The following is a 16544-nucleotide window of genomic DNA, read 5'->3' as shown; positions in this document are numbered from 1 at the left end:
CCTGCCGGTCAGGCGGGCGAGTACTCGTGCGGGCGCAGGCCCCAGACGTTCGCGTCGCATCGCGGGGCGGACCGGTCCCCGGACGGGCCGTCGATCATGGCTTCCCGCAGGGTCCCCTCCAGCGTGAACCCCAGGGCACGGGCCAGGCCGTTCGACGCCTGATTGGAGGCGGCCGCGTGCAGTCCGACGAAGCCGAGTTGCAGCGGCCCGAATGCGAGCTCGAGCAGCAGCCGGCAGCCACGCCGCGCGACGCCGCGCCGGCGGGCGTGCGGCGCCACCCAGTAGCCGAGCTCGCCGCTGAAGTCGGCGAGGTCGATCCCCAGGCCAACCGCACCGAGCACCTCGTCGTCGGTGTCGACGGCCAGCAGGTGGACACCCGTGCCGCGCTGCAGCGTGTCGCGACAGAAGTGCACGAACTCGCGGGCGTTGGCCGCGGTGTAGGGCGACGGCACGCGCGTGAACCGCTGGATGTCGGGGTCTTGGCAGGCCGCGGCGATCGCGGCGACGTCGGCCTCGGTCGGCGGGCGCAGCCGGACGGGTCCGCTGGTCAGCGGTGGCAGCTCGATGCGTGGCACGGCTCGCTCCGGGGGCCGGCAGGGTGGCGGCGGACGCTACCTTCTGGGCCCCGCACGTTTCGTGTGCGCCGACCCCGCGAACCAGGAAGCCTCCCGTGACCCGCGTCTTCTCCGGCATGCAGCCCAGCGGTGACCCGCACCTCGGCAACCTGCTCGGGGCCTGGGTCAACTGGGTCGCCATGCAGGAGGCCGCGGACTGCATCTACTGCGTCGTCGACCTGCACGCCATGACCTCGCCGGCCGAGCACGAGCCGGAGACGCTGCGCCAGCGCACCGTCGAGCTGGCGACGGGCATGCTGGCCGTCGGCGTGGACCCGGAGCGCTCGATCCTGTTCGTGCAGTCGCACGTGCACGAGCACGCGGAGTGCACCTGGCTCTTCAACTGCGTCGCCGGCTTCGGCGAGTTGCGCAAGCAGCCGCAGTTCAAGGAGAAGTCGGAGGGCCGGGGCGAATCCGTCAGCGTGGGCCTGTTCGACTATCCCGTGCTGCAGACCGCCGACATCCTGCTCTACCACGCCGACGAGGTGCCGGTGGGCGAGGACCAGCGCCACCACATCGAGCTCGCGCGGGACATCGGCCAGCGGTTCAACCACCGGTTCGGTGACGTCTTCACCCTGCCCAGGGCGGTGCACCCGCAGGCGGCCTCGCGCGTGATGGACCTGCAGGACCCCACGAGCAAGATGTCGAAGTCGCAGTCGTCGGAGAAGGGCATCATCCGGCTGCTCGACGACCCGAAGCAGATCGTGAAGAAGGTCAAGAGCGCCGTCACCGACTCGGCCACCGACATCCGCCACGACCGCACGGAGAAGCCGGGGGTGTCCAACCTCCTGGAGATCTTCTCCGGCGTGACGGGCGAGCCGATCGAGAAGCTTGCGGCGGAGTACGACGGCGGCGGCTACGGCCCGTTCAAGCAGGCGGTCGCCGAGGCGGTCGTCGCCCGGCTCGAGCCGTTCCAGGACCGCTACCGCGAGCTGGAGAAGGACCCGGCCGAGGTCGCCCGACTGCTGTCCGAGGGGGCCGCGCGCGCACGCGAGATCGCCGCGCCGACCCTGGCCCACGCCAAGCAGGCCATGGGCCTGCTGCCGCCGGGCGAGGCCTGACGGTGACGCCGGCCCCGGTCCGGCTCAACACCCACCTGTGGAACCCCGCCGGCCGGCGGCGGGCGCTGCTGCTGCACGGCCTCGGCTCCGACGGCACGTGCTGGTGGCGCCTCGCCTCGGCGCTCGCGGATGCTGGATGGCTCGTCCTCGCGCCCGACCTGCGCAGCCACGGCGCCAGCCCGACGGCCGCGGACCATTCGGTGGCGGCGTTCGCCGCGGACGTGGCCATCCTCGGTGACCGCTGGGACCTCGTGGTCGGCCACTCGCTGGGCGGGGCGGTCGCGGCCCGGCTGCTGGCCGACCGGGACCTGTCACCCGCCGCGGTCCTGATCGATCCGGTGCTGCGCCTGGGTGCCGACCAGCACCGTCGCGTCCGCGAGGAGCAGCGCCGCGACGTCGGCGACCTCGACCCGGCGGCCGTGGCGGCCGCCAACCCGGGCTGGGACGCACGCGACGTGCACCGCAAGGTGCTGGCCGCCCGTGCTGTCACCCCCGACGTCGTCGACGGCGTGCTCGACGACAACGATCCGTGGGACCTCACGGACCTGGCGCCGGCCTGGCGGGGCCGCGTCCGTCTGCTGGTGGCCGATCCGGCACGTGGCGGCCTGCTGGCTCCCGACCTCGCCGACACCCTGGATCTCGGCGAACGCGTGACGGCCACCACGGTGTCAGGTGCGGGCCACAGCATCCACCGGGACCGGCCAGACCTCGTCCTCGCCGCCGTCACCGACCTCGTCGGAGAAGGCCCCGTCACGTGACCGACGCCGTTCCACCCCCGGAGGACCCGCGCGAGCCGCGCCTGCGCTTCGAGGACGACACCCCGCCGCCCGCGGACGCCGCCGTGACCGTCTACTGGCGGCCCGGCTGTGGGTTCTGCTCGTCGCTGTTCCGGGGCCTGGAGCGCGCCGGTCTGCCGTTCGAGCGGGTCGACATCTGGCAGGACGACGAGGCGGCCGCGTTCGTGCGCAGCGTCGCCGACGGCAACGAGACCGTGCCGACGGTCCGAGTGGGCGACCTCGCACTGGTCAACCCCTCGACCCGGGACGTGCTGCGCGCCGTCGCCGACCGCGACCCGGACGCGCTGCCCGAGGCCGCCCGCGAGCTGCTCGCCCAGGGGCCCGGCCGGCTCGGCCAGGTGCTCGGGCGCCTGCTGGGCGGCACCTGAGCCCGGCGACCTCGTCAGGCGGGCACGGCCGCGGCCAGCGGGGCGTTGGCACCGACCCGCGCGACGTGTCGCAACACGTGCTCGATCATCTCCAGGTCCCGGACCAGTGTCGCGACGTCCTCCGCGGGTACCGGGTGCGGGCGGCCACGCTCCGCCGAGTACAGCGCCGCGCGGAGCTGCCGGCGGCGGGTACGGCCCACGTGCCGGGCCCGCCGGGCCAGCAGCCGACGCACCTGCGCCAGGTGGTCGTCCGGCTCCGGTCCGCCCTGGCGGGCGATCGTCCGCAGCAGCACCGCGCAGCGTGCCGAGAGCACGGCCGCCCGTGTCTCGACCGTCGCCTCCGCCGTCGCCGTGCCCATGCCGGTGCCTCTCTCGTCGTGCGCCACCCCGTCCGACGTCCGAGCAGGCGTCCGGGTTGCACGAACTTCGACCCGCCCGGCGCGGCCGCACACGCACCGCGCACGGGGGACCACCAACGGTGGAAAGGGCCGTCCGGCCGCGGTGGTAGGCTCGAAACCGTGGCGGCGCCGTACCGGTGGGTGGGCCCGCCACCACGTCGAATCCTTCGCGGGTGCCTCCCCCGATCCTGACCGGACACCCGTGTCGGTGCGACCGTGCGCTGGACGTCCCACCGGCCCGGATCGCTTGCAGGAGAGGCCGAGCAACGATGGCGACGAAGGTCACCGGGGTCACCGAGGGGTCCCCGCCGAATCCGGCGGGCGGGAAGACCCGCCGCCCGTTCCTCGTGGACCTCTACCGGTCCGCGGTGGGCAAGAAGTACGTCATGGCCATCACGGGCATCGTGTGGCTGGGCTACATCTTCGCGCACATGGTGGGAAACCTGAAGGTCTACCTCGGTGCGGAGGACTTCAACCACTACGCGGAGTTCCTGCGCAGCGGCCTGCTGGTGCCGATCGTGCCCGAGGAGTTCGCGCTGTGGGGGATGCGCGCCCTGCTGATCGTGACGCTGTTCTTCCACATCCTGGCCGCGTACCAGCTGACGGTGATGAACCGCAACGCCCGCCCGGAGCGCTACCAGGCCCGCCGTGAGTACGTGGCGGCCGACTTCGCCGCCCGCACGATGCGCTGGACCGGCGTCATCGTGCTGCTGTTCATCCTCTACCACCTCGCCGACTTCACGTGGGGCTGGGTGAACCCGGCCGAGGCGGGCGCGACCCCGTACGAGAAGCTGGTCGCAAGCTTCCAGGTGCCCGCGGTGGCGGCCTTCTACATCATCGCGAACCTGGCCCTGGGCGTGCACATCTACCACGGTGGCTGGAGCCTGTTCCAGTCGATGGGCTGGAACAACCGCAAGTTCAACCATTGGCGGCGCGCGTTCGCCATCGGCTTCGCCGTGGTCGTGATCGGCGGGAACGTGTCGTTCCCGCTGGCCGTGCAGTTCGGACTCGTCAGCTGACGACGGCCACCACCCGTCGCACTCGCGGGAGAAAGCAGGAGCGATGACGCTCGACTCGAAGATCCCCGACGCACCGCTGGAGACGATGTGGCGTGACCACAAGTTCTCCATGAAGCTGGTGAACCCGAACAACAAGCGCAAGTTCGAGGTGATCGTCGTCGGCACCGGCCTGGCCGGCGCCTCGGCCGCGGCGACCATGGGCGAGTTGGGCTACCGGGTGAAGGTGTTCACCTTCCACGACTCGCCGCGTCGGGCGCACTCCATCGCCGCGCAGGGTGGCATCAACGCCGCCAAGGACTACCACGGCGAGGGCGATTCGGTCTACCGGTTGTTCTACGACACGGTGAAGGGCGGCGACTACCGCTCGCGCGAGGCCAACGTCTACCGGTTGGCCGAGGTGTCCAACAACATCATCGACCAGTGCGTCGCCCAGGGCGTGCCCTTCGCCCGCGAGTACGGCGGGTTCCTCGACAACCGCTCGTTCGGTGGCGCCCAGGTCCGCCGCACGTTCTACGCCCGCGGACAGACCGGCCAGCAGCTGCTGCTGGGGGCCTACCAGGCGCTGGCGCGCCAGGTCGCGGCCGGGACCGTGGAACTGGTCACCAAGTCGGAGATGCTCGACCTCGTCGTGGTCGACGGCAAGGCCGCCGGCGTCGTGGTGCGCGACCTGGTCACCGGCGAGATCAGCTCGCACTCCGCCCACGCGGTCGTGCTGGCCACCGGTGGCTACGCCAACGCGTTCTTCCTGTCCACGAACGCGATGGCGTCCAACGTGACCGCCGCCTGGCGGGCGCACCGCAAGGGCGCGATGTTCGCCAACCCGTGCTTCACCCAGATCCACCCCACGGCCATCCCCTCCTCGGACGAGTTCCAGTCCAAGCTCACCCTGATGTCCGAGTCGTTGCGCAACGACGGCCGGATCTGGGTGCCCAAGGACCCGGACGAGACCCGCACCGCGGCCGACGTGCCCGAGGAGGACCGCGACTACTTCCTCGAGCGCAAGTACCCCGCGTTCGGGAACCTGGTGCCCCGCGACGTCGCCTCGCGCAACGCCAAGGAGCAGGTCGACGCCGGCAAGGGCGTCGGACCGCTCAAGAACGGCGTGTACCTCGACTTCGCGGCGGCCATCCAGCGGCTGGGCCGGGACGCAGTCGACGACAAGTACGGCAACCTGTTCGAGATGTACGAGCGCATCACCGGCGAGGACCCGTTCGTCACGCCGATGCGCATCTACCCGGCGCCGCACTACACGATGGGCGGGCTGTGGGTGGACTACCACCTGCAGACCACGATCCCGGGCCTGTTCGCGATCGGTGAGGCCAACTTCTCCGACCACGGCGCCAACCGCCTCGGCGCGTCGGCGCTGATGCAGGGCCTGGCCGACGGGTACTTCATCCTGCCCTACACGATCGGCGACTACCTCGCGCCGATGCTGGGCCAGCCCAAGGTCGACACCTCGGCGTCGGAGTTCGTGCAGGCCGAGGCCACGGTCCGCGACCAGACCGAGCAGTTCCTCAAGACCGGCGGGACGCGGTCGGTGGACTGGTACCACCGCGAGCTCGGCAAGATCATGTGGGACTACTGCGGCATGGCCCGCAACCGGGCTGGGCTGGAGAAGGCCCTGTCCGAGATCCCGACGCTGCGCGAGGAGTTCTGGAAGAACGTCCGGGTCCCGGGCTCGGGCAACACCCTGAACTCCTCGCTGGAGAAGGCCGGTCGTGTCGCCGACTTCTTCGAACTGTCCGAGCTGATGTGCCGCGACGCGCTCATGCGCGAGGAGTCCTGCGGCGGGCACTTCCGCGAGGAGTCGCAGACCGACGAGGGCGAGGCCAAGCGCGACGACGAGAACTTCAGCTTCGTCGCGGCCTGGGAGTGGCAGGGGCTCGACAAGGAGCCGACGCTGCACAAGGAAGCCCTCGAGTTCAAGAACGTCGCGCTCACCCAGAGGAGCTACAAGTGACGGATGCGGGGCGCTCCGCCCCCCGTAGGCCCGACGCGGGGTTCCCCGCTCAGCAGCCGCCCCCCGTCACCGCATCGACCGCGAAGAGGCCGCAATGAATCTCACGCTACGAGTCTGGCGCCAGACCGGGCCGGATGCGCCGGGTCGGTTCGAGACCTACGAGGCGACCGACGTCAGCGAGGACGCGTCGTTCCTGGAGATGCTCGACCAGGTCAACGAGCAGCTGACCAACGCCGGCGAGGAGCCGATCGAGTTCGCCCACGACTGCCGCGAGGGCATCTGCGGCACGTGCGGGCTCATGATCAACGGGCAGGCGCACGGTCCCGAGCGGGCCACCGCCACCTGCCAGCTGCACATGCGCAAGTTCGCCGACGGCGACGAGATCGTCATCGAGCCGTGGCGCGCGGCCGGCTTCCCGGTGGTGAAGGACCTCGTCGTCGACCGCTCGGCGTTCGACCACATCGTGGAGGCCGGTGGCTACATCTCGGTCGACACCGGGTCCGCTCCCGACGGCAACCTCATCCCGGTGCCGAAGGAGACGGCCGACCTCGCGATGGACGCGGCCGCGTGCATCGCCTGCGGCGCCTGTGTCGCCGCGTGCCCGAACGGGGCGGCGCAGCTGTTCACCGCCGCCAAGGTCGCCCACCTCAACGCGCTGCCGCAGGGGCAGCCCGAGCGCTACGAGCGGGCGGTGGGCATGGTCGACACGATGGAGCAGTACTTCGGCTCGTGCACCAACATGGGCGAGTGCGAGGCGGCCTGTCCCAAGGGCATCTCCATCGACTTCATCGCCTGGATGAACAAGGACTACCGCAAGGGCAAGATGCGCACGCGCCGCAGCGCCTGACCCACGGGCCGCAGCGGCACCGTTCCCCGACGCCCCGGCGACCCGCCGGGGCGTCGTTGCGTCGGGGCCAGACGCCGGCATCCGAACCTGGCGCCGGTGCGGTTTCCGTCGCCGGCGCGGGAAACCCGGTCGGCGGCGCGGATGGCGGGGCGGCGAGCGGTGCGGTTTCCGTCGCCGGCGCGGGAAACCCGGTCGGCGGCGCGGATGGCGGGGCGGCGAGCGGTGCGGTTTCCGTCGCCGGCGCGGGATACCCCGACCGTGTCGAGCTACCGCCGAGCGGGGTCCGGGCCATAGCCTGTCGGGACCGGTGCGATCTGGAGCGAAATCCGATGGGTGAACGACAAGAGCCGACGACGGTCAGCGGGTTCCCCTTCGAGACGGCCTACGGCCCGGAGCACCTCGACGGTTTCGACGCCGGCGAACGGCTCGGCGCGGCAGGGGAGTACCCGTTCACCCGCGGCGTCTACCCGACGATGTACCGCGGCCGGCTGTGGACGATGCGCCAGTACGCCGGGATGTCGACCGCCGAGGAGTCCAACCGGCGCTACAAGTACCTGCTCGAGCAGGGCACGACCGGCCTGTCGGTCGCCTTCGACCTGCCCACGCAGATGGGCTACGACAGCTCGGCCGACATCGCCGACGGCGAGGTGGGCAAGGTCGGCGTGGCGATCGACACCGTCGAGGACATGAAGGCGCTCTTCGACGGCATCCCGCTGGACCAGGTGTCCACGTCGATGACGATCAACGCGCCCGCGTCGCTGCTGCTGCTGATGTACCAGATCGCCGGTGAGGAACAGGGGGTCGCCCCCGAGCAGCTGCGCGGCACGATCCAGAACGACGTGCTCAAGGAGTACATCGCCCGCGGCACCTACATCTACCCGCCCGCGCCGTCGCTGCGGATCATCGCCGACACCTTCGGCTACTGCGCCCAGCACCTGCCGCGCTTCAACACGATCTCGATCTCCGGCTACCACATGGGCGAAGCGGGGGCGACCCCGGTCCAGGAGATCGCCTTCACGCTCGCGGACGGGATCGCCTACGTCCAGGCTGCCGTGGACGCCGGCCTGGACGTGGACGCGTTCGCGCCGCGCCTGTCGTTCTTCTTCGTCGCCCGCTCGACGCTGCTGGAAGAGATCGCCAAGTTCCGCGCCGCCCGCCGGCTGTGGGCGTCGATCATGCGCGACCGCTTCGGTGCGAAGGACCCCAAGTCGCAGATGCTGCGCTTCCACACGCAGACGGCCGGCGTGCAGCTGACCGCCCAACAGCCGGAGGTGAACCTGGTGCGGGTGGCGATCCAGGCGCTCGCCGCCACCCTGGGCGGCACCCAGTCGCTGCACACCAACAGCTACGACGAGGCCCTCGCCCTGCCGACGGAGAAGTCGGCCCGCCTCGCGCTTCGCACCCAGCAGGTGATCGCGCACGAGACCGACGTGCCGGCCTCGGTCGACCCGCTGGCCGGCTCGTACCTGATCGAGTCGCTGACCGACCGCATCGAGGAGGAGGCGCGCGGCTACCTGCAGCGCATCGACGAGATGGGCGGTGCCGTCGCGGCGATCGAGCAGGGCTACCAGAAGCAGGAGATCGAGCGGGCCGCGTACGACCTCGCTCGCGACATCGAGGCCGAGCGTCAGATCGTCGTCGGGGTCAACCGCTACCGGACCGACGAGGAGATCGCGCCCGAACTGCAGCGCATCGACGAGGCGATCCGTGACGGCCAGATCGACCGCATCGAGCAGGTGAAGTCGACGCGTGACCAGGCCGGCGTGAGCGCGGCACTCGACGACGTCCGCCGGGCGGCCAAGGGCGACGACAACCTGCTGCCGCCGATGCGTGAGGCCCTGCGGCGCCGCGCGACCCTGCAGGAGGTCTGCGACGTCCTGCGCGACGAGTTCGGCGCCTACGTCCCCAGCGAGAAGTTCTGATGGCCGGTCGCGCGTAGCGCATGCGGGGCGGCGGATCAATGCCCGTCGGCTGGGCGGCGAACCCGTCCGGTCGGACGTCCTGACGCCGTGGTGGCTGCTGGACTCGGGAGCATCCGAGATCCGGCTGCCAGGGAGAGCTGCGTGCCACCACCTCCACGTCCGACCAGGCTCGTCCGTCCCCGCCCACGAGCGGCGCTCGCCGCCGTCGTGGCCTCGCTCCTCGCACTCGCCACGACCCCGGCTGCCCTCGCGCAGCCGCCCGAGCGCGAGGTCGGCCCCGGGCCGCAGACGGTGCGGTTCGCCACCTACAACACCGCCTTCTCCGAGTTCCGCTCGGCGGAGGGAGAGTTCCTCGCCGACCTGCGTGCCGGCGACGACACCCAGATCGGCGCCATCGCCCAGGTCATCCAGTACCAGCGGCCCGACGTCGTCCAGATCGGCGAGTTCGACTACGCCGGCGCCGTGGACGGCGAGGACGAGTACGCGGCGCCGGACGCCTTCCGGACCAACTACCTCGAGGTGTCCCAAGCCGGCGAGGCGCCGATCCACTACCCCTACGCCTTCGTGGCGCCGGTGAACACCGGCGTGCCGTCCGGATTCGACCTCAACCGTGACGGCGAAACCACCGGTCCGGACGATGCGTGGGGCTTCGGCTGGTACGAAGGTCAGTACGGGATGCTCGTGCTCTCCAAGTACCCGATCGTGGAGGAACAGGTCCGCACCTTCCAGCACTTCCGTTGGTCCGACATGCCGGGGGCCCTGCTGCCGTCCGACCCGGCGACGACGGACACCGGGGACTGGTATGCCGAAGAGGTCCTCGAGGAGTTCCCGCTCTCCTCCAAGTCGCACTGGGACGTGCCGGTGCGCATCGGCGGCCATGTCGTCCACACCCTGAACGCGCATCCCACCCCGCCGGCCTTCGACGGCGAGGAGCAGCGCAACGTGCGGCGCAACCACGACGAGATCCGGCTGTGGGCGGACTACCTGCGGCCCTCGACGAGCCGATACCTCTACGACGACGACGGCCAGCACGGCGGACTGCGGCCGGGCGCGTCGTTCGTGATCCTCGGCGACTACAACGACGACCCCTGCGACGGTGACGGCGTCGGCATCCACCAGCTGCTCGAGCACCCGCGTGTCAACACGCGCGTGACACCGTCGAGCGAGGGCGGCGTGCAGCAGACGGAGCTGCAGGGCGGCATCAACCTCGAACACGACTGCCCGCCCGAGCACGACACCGCCGACTTCACCGGCCCCGGCAACCTGCGCGTCGACTACGCCCTTCCCAGCGCCGACCTACAGATCGAGGACGCCGGCGTCTTCTGGCCACTCGTCGACGATCCGTGGTACGAGGTGGTGGACCAGTCCGATCACCGCATGGTCTGGGTCGACGTGCGCGTCCCCACCCGCAACGGTCGGTGAGCATCCTGAGGCGGCGGCCCCCTTCCTGCCGCCCTGACGGACATCTCCACGTCCATCAGGATCACGTGGGGCACCGGCCGACGTGACGTCGACCAGGGCAGGAACGGGACGTGGCGGGAGCCTGGAAGGTCGAACCGGTGCGCTGAGCGTCGAGGTGCCGTACGGCCGGGCGGGCGAGGGCCCGCCCGGCGGCGGGTAGGGTCCCAGGGCAACGCTCAGACCCTTTCCGCCGTCGTCCGAGGCACCCGTGAGCACGCAGCGCATCGTCATCCTGGGTGGCGGGCCGGCCGGTTACGAGGCCGCGCTCGTCGCCGCCGAACTCGGTGCCGACGTCACCATCGTCACCGACGAGGGGCTCGGCGGGAACAGCGTGCTGTGGGACTGCGTGCCGTCCAAGGCCCTGATCGTGGCCGCCGAGGCGATGGGGTGGATGCACCTCGCCGAGGGCATGGGCGTCCACCTGCCCGAGGGCAAGCCGGTCGACCGCACCGTCGTCGACTTCCCGAAGGTCGCCGACAACGTGCTGCAGCTGGGCGCCAACCAGTCCCGGGACATCGAGAGCAAGATCGCCGCCACCGGCGTGACGCTGGTCCGCGGCCGCGGGCGCATCTCGGGCTATCACGAGGTCACGGCGACCGACGAGCACGGCGACGAGCACGTCCTGCCGGCCGACTACGTCCTGGTGGCCACGGGTTCGACAGCGCGCGTACTGCCGTTCTTCGAGCCCGATGGCGAGCGGGTGCTCGTCGGCCAGCAGGTCTACGGGCTGCCCGAGGTGCCGGAGCACCTCGTGGTCGTCGGCTCCGGTGCCACCGGCGCGGAGTTCGCCCACGCCTTCCGGCGCTTCGGCGCCGAGGTGACCCTGGTCAGCTCCCGCGACCTGATCCTGCCGACCGAGGACCCCGATGCCGCCCAGGTCATCGAGGACGTCTTCGAGCGGCGCGGCATGAAGATCCTCCGCAACGCCCGAGCCGTCTCCTGCGAGCGGCGCGACGACGAGGTCGTCGTCGGCCTCAAGGACGGCTCCGAGGTGGTCGGCAGCCACGTGCTGTTCACCGTCGGCCAGGTCCCCAGCTCCGCCGACATCGGGCTGGAGAAGGTCGGCGCGCTCGTCAACGACTGGGGCGGCGTCGAGGTGGACACCGTCGGCCGCACCGAGTGCCGCTGGGTCTACGCCGCTGGTGACGTGACCGGGCGGGTGATGCTGGCCTCGGTCGCGGCGATGCAGGGGCGCACGGCGATGTGGCACGCGCTCGGCCAGGCGGTCCAGCCCATCCGCTGGGGCGCGGTCGCGTCGACCATCTTCACCGATCCCGAGGTCGCCACCGTCGGCCTGTCGTCCGACGACGCGGCCGCGGCCGGCATCCCGGTGGAGACGGCCCGCCTCGACTTCCGCGGCAACCCGCGCGCGAAGATGACCAACGCGGTCGACGGGTTCGTCAAGGTCCACGCGCAGGTGGGGTCGGGCACCGTGCTGGGCGGGGTAGTCGTCTCCATGCGGGCCAGCGACCTGATCCAACCGCTGGCAACGGCGGTGCAGAACCGGCTCACCGTGGCGCAGCTCGCGCAGACCATCACCGTCTACCCGTCGATGGCCGGCTCCGTCGCCGAATGTGCCCGCATGCTGATGGCCCGCCTCGACGCGCCCCGCTGACGACCAGCCACACCGCGAGGGGCCCCGCCGGATGGCGGGGCCCCTCGCGTGTCGAGGTGCGGGTCAGCGCAGGTTGCGTCCCTCGGCCGCCACCCAGGCCACGCACTCGCCCTGGTTGCGGAACGACGGGTCGCTGAACCGCCGCCATCCGTCGTTCTTGCACTGGTCCTTGGCCTGCGGCGAGGTCGGAGCATCGACCGGGAACGCGAGGCCGAACAGCAGCGGGTCGTGGTCCGACGAGCGGAACTCGCTGGTGTCCTGCGTCGCGGGGTCGTTGTAGTTGTTGTAGTCGAGCGCCGCCGGCTCGTCGGTGTTGATGTGCCACGCCGCGGCATCGACCACGAACTCGCTCAGCGTCGACGACACGAAGGCGTGGTCGAGCCGGCCGAGCTCACCGTCGAAGACGTACGAATACGTACTGCCGGTCTGGTCGGCGAGCGTGTCGACGTAACCGGCGTCACGCAGTACCTGGATGGGGTCCTCCATGGCGTAGGCGTTGAGGTCGCCCATGATGGCGATCCGGTCCGAGCCGGTGCCGGTCGGGTCGTCCTCACTCAGCCAACGCACCAGCTCCTGTGCCGCCAGGGTCCGCGTCAGGTTGCAGTTGCCCTGCAGCGGGTCCGCCGGGTCGGCGGCACCGCACGCGGAGCCCTTGGACTTCAGGTGGTTGACCACGGCGATGAATTCCTCACCGGTCGTGGTCGCGAACGCCTGGGTGATGGCGGGTCGGTTGCGGTCGATCGCGGCCCCGAGCGGATTCACGAATGCCGGGTGGTCGGCCTGCGCGAACTCGCCGACCGGGGTCACCGACGCCGGCTGGTAGATCATGGCGTTGCTGATCGCGTCCGTCCCGGACGGCGCGTCGAGCGCCACCGCGGCGTACGTGTCATCGCCCGCCACCGCGTTCAGGCGGTCGACGAGGTCGAGGAGGGCGTCGTTGTCGGCACCGAAGTTGTTCTCGATCTCCATCAAGCCGACCACGTCCGCGTCCATCTTGGTGATGGCGGTCACGATCTTGGCGGCCTGCAGTTCGAACTCCTCCGGGGTGTCCGCGCCTCGGGCGCTGCTGCTCTCGCTCGTCAGCGTCGTGAAGTAGTTCAGGACGTTGAACGCGGCCACGGTGACGGTCTCCGCGTCTGTAGCGGCGGCAGCCAGAACGTCCGGCGGTCCGTCGGGGCGCGGGTTGTCGGTGTTGGTGAAGGTGATGTCGCCCGGCGCGGTGGGCTGGATGCGGTAGGCGCCGAACTGGTAGCTCGCGATGCCCTCGATGACGTCGCTGGTCTCCGCGCCGGCGCGGGTCGCGCCGTTGGCCAACCACGGCACGGGCCGGCGGTTGGTCGAGCTGTTGGCGTCGTCGAGCTTGATCAGGCTCCGCCGGTTCTCGGCACGCAGCCGGAAGGCGTCCTCGCTACGCGGATCGAGCACCTCGCTCGGGTTCCACAGCCGGCCGGTCGCGCTGAGGTCGAGCTCGCCGTACTGGCCCTGGAAGTAGTTCTGGGCGACGGTCATCGTGCCGTCTTCGCCCGTCAGCTCGACCCGCATGCCCGACAGCGCCGACAGTTCGACGAGGTCGTCGACGGGCATCTCCAGTGCGACCGCGGTGGGAAGGTCGACGTCGTACGCGACCGTCTCGACCTCGACGTTGGTCAGCTGGTACTGGCCCTGGAAGGATCCCACGAAACCGACGACGCAGACGAGCGTGCCCACCTCGGGGATGCTGCCGGCGGGGATGGCCGGCGCGAAGACGAAGATGCCCTCGGAGGTGGTCGCGTCGTCGTCGGCGTCGACGTCCTCCTCCTGGACGTAGAAGCCGTTCAGGCCGGCCTTGAAGTCGGCCGTGACGACGGCCTCGACGGCGACGCGCTGACCGACCCAGTTGGCCGACGGCAGCCCGTTGTCTCCGACCGTGTTGATGTCGCCGATGTACTCCGGGGCGTCGCAGTCGTCGGACGGGGTGGCTGGCGGCGGCGGGGGTGGCGGGACGTCACCGCAGTCGACGGTCGGGGACGCGCTGTTGCGCGGCGCGGGTGCGCCGGTGGCGAAGTCCGCGGCGTTGTCGTCGCTGTCGGTGCAGCCGCTGCCGGCCCGGATGGCGGCCGTCGTGTTGTTGAGGGTCGGGGTCGGGCCCGACCCTTCGAAGCAGTTGGCGCTGCCGAAGCCGACCAGGTCGACGACGTCGGTCGGGCAGCCGCCCTGCAGCGCGGCGGCCGAGGTCGCCAACGCGACCTTGCCCGCGGTGGCGGACATGTTGGCGCCGCCGGTCACGTCAGGGGTGGGCAGCGGCGTCGTGCCACCGGACCCGGGCGCCTGCTGCACCAGCAGGTAGCCACCGGGAGCGATCGTGCCGGACAGGCTGGTGGCGTTCCAGTTGGTGCCGGACGACGACGCGTAGCCGACCGCCCAGCCGGTGACGTCCACCGGTTCGCTGGTTCGGTTGAGCAGTTCGACGAAGTCGTGGGTGTAGGTGGCGCCGCTGTTGCCGCCACCGCCGTAGACCTGGCTGATGACGACCGCACCACCAGTCGGTTCGGCTTCCTGGGCCATGGCGCCGACGGACGCCATGGGGAGTGCGCTGGCGAGCATGGCGAGCAGCGCCAGCAGAGAGATTCGACGCATGGACGAATGACCTCGGCTCGGGGGAAGCGCAACCCAAGCACATCAGGCCATGCGTTAGGCCCACGACCTGGTCAAGATTCGCCAGCCGCTCGGTGAACGCCTGCTGACCTGCGGTCGCGTTCGTCGCCGGCCCGCGCAAACGGCCCCCGCGGGTCGCCGGGCGACCGTCGACGCGACCTCACTCGCCGGTGCGGCCGTCCAGCAGTTCACGGGCCGCGTCGGCGTGGCCGGCGTGGCGGGCCGTCTCCTCGACGAGGTGGATCAGCACCCAGCGCAGCGAGTGCGGCGAGCGGTCGAGCGCCGTCGGCGCGTCGAGGTCGGCGTCGGCGAACCTCGACGCGGTGCGCCGTCCTTCTTCGCGGTAGGCCGCCACCAGGTCCGCCACGGTCGTGTCGTCGGCCACGCGCCAGCCGGCCTGCGGGTCGTCGGCCACCTCGGGTGCGGCGTCCGGCAGGCCGTCCACCACGGTGTCGCGCCAGGACCGTTCAACGTCGGTCAGGTGCGCGAGCAGCCCCGCGAGGTGCCAGCCACTGGGCAGCATCGGACGTCGCGCGTCATGCTCGGACAGGTCGGCCACCTTGGCGATGACCGCCTCGCGAAGGAAGCCGAGGAAGCCCAGGAGCAGCTCGGTCTCCGACCCGGTGTCCGGCGGGTCGTACGCGTCGTCGGTCGCCATCTCAGCCGGCGTCCTCGATGCGGGCCAGGACGGCGCCGGTCTCCACGACGTCGCCGGCGGCGAAGCCGACGGTGCTGACCACGCCGTCGCGGTGGGCGGTGATGTTGTTCTCCATCTTCATCGCCTCGAGCACGGCGACGAGGTCACCGGCGGCGACGGTGTCGCCTTCGGCGACGGCGTACTTGACGACGGTGCCCTGCATGGGGGCGACGAGGTCCTCGGACGACGCGGTGGCCGTGCTGCCGCTGCCGCTTCCGGCCCGGGCCCGTCGCTTGGCCGGTGCTGCCCCGTTGCCGCCTCCGCCGCCGGCCGGCGCTGCGGCCAGCTCGCCGTAGACGCGCACGCCGATCCGCTTGCCGGCCACCTCGACGGTGACCTCCCGCGACGGGCCGTCCTGGCCGTCGCCCGGCGTGGCCGGGGCCTGCGGGACGAGCCCGCTGAGGTCCCATTCGGTCTCGACCGACACGGTGGCGTGCTCGCCGGCGGCGAACTGCTCGTTGGTCATGGCCAGGCGGTGGAAGGGCACCGTGGTCGGGATCCCGTCGATGACCAGCTCGTCCAGCGCGCGGGCCATGCGGGCGCGGGCGGCGTCGCGGTCGGCGCCCCACACGATCAGCTTCGCGATCATCGAGTCGTAGTCGCGCGGAACCTCGTAGCCGGACTCCGCACCGGTGTCGAAGCGCACCCAGGGGCCCAGCGGCGGCCGCAACTCGGTGATCAGACCGGGGGTGGGCATGAAGTTGGTGGCCGGGTCCTCGGCGTTGATCCGGGCCTCGATCGCGTGGCCGGTCAGGACCACGTCGTCCTGGCTGAGTCCCATTCCGTCGCCGGCCGCGATCCGCAGCTGCGCCTGCGCCAGGTCGACCCCGGTGACCAGCTCCGTGACGGGGTGCTCGACCTGTAGGCGGGTGTTCATCTCCAGGAAGTAGAAGGTCTCGTTGTCGCTGTCGAGCAGGAACTCGCAGGTGCCGGCGTTGAAGTAGCCCATCTCGCGGGCGACCTCGATGGCGGCCTGCCCGATCCGGTCGCGCAGCGCCTGCGAGATCCCGGCGGCCGGGGCCTCCTCGACCAGCTTCTGGTGGCGGCGCTGCAGCGAGCAGTCGCGCTCGCCGAGGTGGATGATCGTCCCGTCCAGGTCGCCCAGCACCTGGATCTCGATGTGGCGCGGCCGCTCGAGGTAGCGCTCCAGG

The 16544-nt window shown here is 71.2% G+C and carries 14 protein-coding genes; 9 read left to right on the top strand and 5 right to left on the bottom strand.

Annotation, left to right across the window (positions count from 1 at the left end; all coding sequences use genetic code 11):
* Positions 1-8 precede the first annotated feature (8 nt).
* Positions 9-575 (bottom strand): GNAT family N-acetyltransferase, encoded by a 567-nt coding sequence (locus tag ACERM0_RS17795; RefSeq protein ID WP_373679973.1) that lies wholly within the window; start codon positions 573-575, stop codon positions 9-11.
* A gap of 95 nt (positions 576-670) precedes the next feature.
* On the opposite strand from ACERM0_RS17795, the gene trpS reads away from it, so the two are divergent.
* The 3 genes from trpS to ACERM0_RS17780 are packed head-to-tail and all read left to right on the top strand — an operon-like array spanning position 671 to position 2840.
* Positions 671-1675 carry a tryptophan--tRNA ligase gene (gene trpS, locus ACERM0_RS17790; RefSeq protein WP_373679972.1) on the top strand — a complete coding sequence of 335 codons (1005 nt, stop codon included), beginning with the start codon at positions 671-673 and terminating at the stop codon, positions 1673-1675.
* 2 nt (positions 1676-1677) lie between these two features.
* Entirely contained in the window at positions 1678-2433 is a 756-nt protein-coding gene (locus ACERM0_RS17785) for an alpha/beta fold hydrolase (RefSeq protein ID WP_373679971.1), read from the top strand.
* Positions 2430-2840: a mycoredoxin gene (locus tag ACERM0_RS17780; RefSeq protein WP_373679970.1), complete on the top strand. Its 411-nt coding sequence runs from the start codon at positions 2430-2432 to the stop codon at positions 2838-2840. The genes ACERM0_RS17785 and ACERM0_RS17780 overlap by 4 nt, the downstream gene beginning before the upstream one ends.
* Positions 2841-2854: 14 nt before the next feature.
* Here ACERM0_RS17780 and ACERM0_RS17775 read toward each other — a convergent pair whose 3' ends face one another.
* Entirely contained in the window at positions 2855-3199 is a 345-nt protein-coding gene (locus ACERM0_RS17775; protein ID WP_373679969.1) for a hypothetical protein, read from the bottom strand.
* Positions 3200-3507: 308 nt separating this feature from the next.
* On the opposite strand from ACERM0_RS17775, the gene ACERM0_RS17770 reads away from it, so the two are divergent.
* From ACERM0_RS17770 to ACERM0_RS17745, 6 genes are all read left to right on the top strand, one after another.
* Entirely contained in the window at positions 3508-4257 is a 750-nt protein-coding gene (locus ACERM0_RS17770; RefSeq protein ID WP_373679968.1) for a succinate dehydrogenase cytochrome b subunit, read from the top strand.
* Between the two features lie 43 nt (positions 4258-4300).
* Entirely contained in the window at positions 4301-6217 is a 1917-nt protein-coding gene (locus ACERM0_RS17765) for a fumarate reductase/succinate dehydrogenase flavoprotein subunit (RefSeq protein ID WP_373679967.1), read from the top strand.
* 94 nt (positions 6218-6311) lie between these two features.
* Positions 6312-7064, top strand: coding sequence for a succinate dehydrogenase/fumarate reductase iron-sulfur subunit (locus ACERM0_RS17760; RefSeq protein WP_373679966.1), 753 nt, complete (start codon positions 6312-6314; stop codon positions 7062-7064).
* Positions 7065-7393: 329 nt separating this feature from the next.
* A complete protein-coding gene (locus ACERM0_RS17755; RefSeq protein WP_373679965.1) occupies positions 7394-8986 on the top strand; it encodes a methylmalonyl-CoA mutase in 1593 nt (530 codons plus the stop codon).
* 141 nt (positions 8987-9127) lie between these two features.
* Positions 9128-10408, top strand: a complete 1281-nt coding sequence (locus tag ACERM0_RS17750) for an endonuclease/exonuclease/phosphatase family protein (protein WP_373679964.1) — start codon at positions 9128-9130, stop codon at positions 10406-10408.
* Between the two features lie 247 nt (positions 10409-10655).
* Positions 10656-12062 carry an NAD(P)H-quinone dehydrogenase gene (locus ACERM0_RS17745; RefSeq protein WP_373679963.1) on the top strand — a complete coding sequence of 469 codons (1407 nt, stop codon included), beginning with the start codon at positions 10656-10658 and terminating at the stop codon, positions 12060-12062.
* Between the two features lie 63 nt (positions 12063-12125).
* On the opposite strand, the gene ACERM0_RS17740 is transcribed toward ACERM0_RS17745, so the two are convergent.
* From ACERM0_RS17740 to ACERM0_RS17730, 3 genes are all read right to left on the bottom strand, one after another.
* A complete protein-coding gene (locus tag ACERM0_RS17740; protein ID WP_373679962.1) occupies positions 12126-14678 on the bottom strand; it encodes an ExeM/NucH family extracellular endonuclease in 2553 nt (850 codons plus the stop codon).
* A gap of 178 nt (positions 14679-14856) precedes the next feature.
* A complete protein-coding gene (locus tag ACERM0_RS17735) occupies positions 14857-15354 on the bottom strand; it encodes a DinB family protein (protein ID WP_373679961.1) in 498 nt (165 codons plus the stop codon).
* A gap of 1 nt (position 15355) precedes the next feature.
* Positions 15356-16544 (bottom strand): biotin/lipoyl-containing protein (locus ACERM0_RS17730; protein ID WP_373679960.1); only part of this gene is annotated, 1189 nt, incomplete at its 5' end.

The sequence above is a fragment of the Egicoccus sp. AB-alg2 genome (genome assembly GCF_041821065.1).
Lineage (GTDB): Bacteria > Actinomycetota > Nitriliruptoria > Nitriliruptorales > Nitriliruptoraceae > Egicoccus.
Note: the sequence above shows the minus strand (reverse complement) of the source record. Positions and strands in the feature narration are given on the sequence as shown.

Coding starts and splice junctions, on each gene's coding strand:
- ACERM0_RS17760 (WP_373679966.1), top strand. CDS start 6,312: ATGAATCTCACGCTACGAGTCTGGCGCCAGACCGGGCCGGATGCGCCG.
- ACERM0_RS17755 (WP_373679965.1), top strand. CDS start 7,394: ATGGGTGAACGACAAGAGCCGACGACGGTCAGCGGGTTCCCCTTCGAG.
- ACERM0_RS17735 (WP_373679961.1), bottom strand. CDS start 15,354: ATGGCGACCGACGACGCGTACGACCCGCCGGACACCGGGTCGGAGACC.
- ACERM0_RS17740 (WP_373679962.1), bottom strand. CDS start 14,678: ATGCGTCGAATCTCTCTGCTGGCGCTGCTCGCCATGCTCGCCAGCGCA.
- ACERM0_RS17765 (WP_373679967.1), top strand. CDS start 4,301: ATGACGCTCGACTCGAAGATCCCCGACGCACCGCTGGAGACGATGTGG.
- ACERM0_RS17770 (WP_373679968.1), top strand. CDS start 3,508: ATGGCGACGAAGGTCACCGGGGTCACCGAGGGGTCCCCGCCGAATCCG.
- ACERM0_RS17775 (WP_373679969.1), bottom strand. CDS start 3,199: ATGGGCACGGCGACGGCGGAGGCGACGGTCGAGACACGGGCGGCCGTG.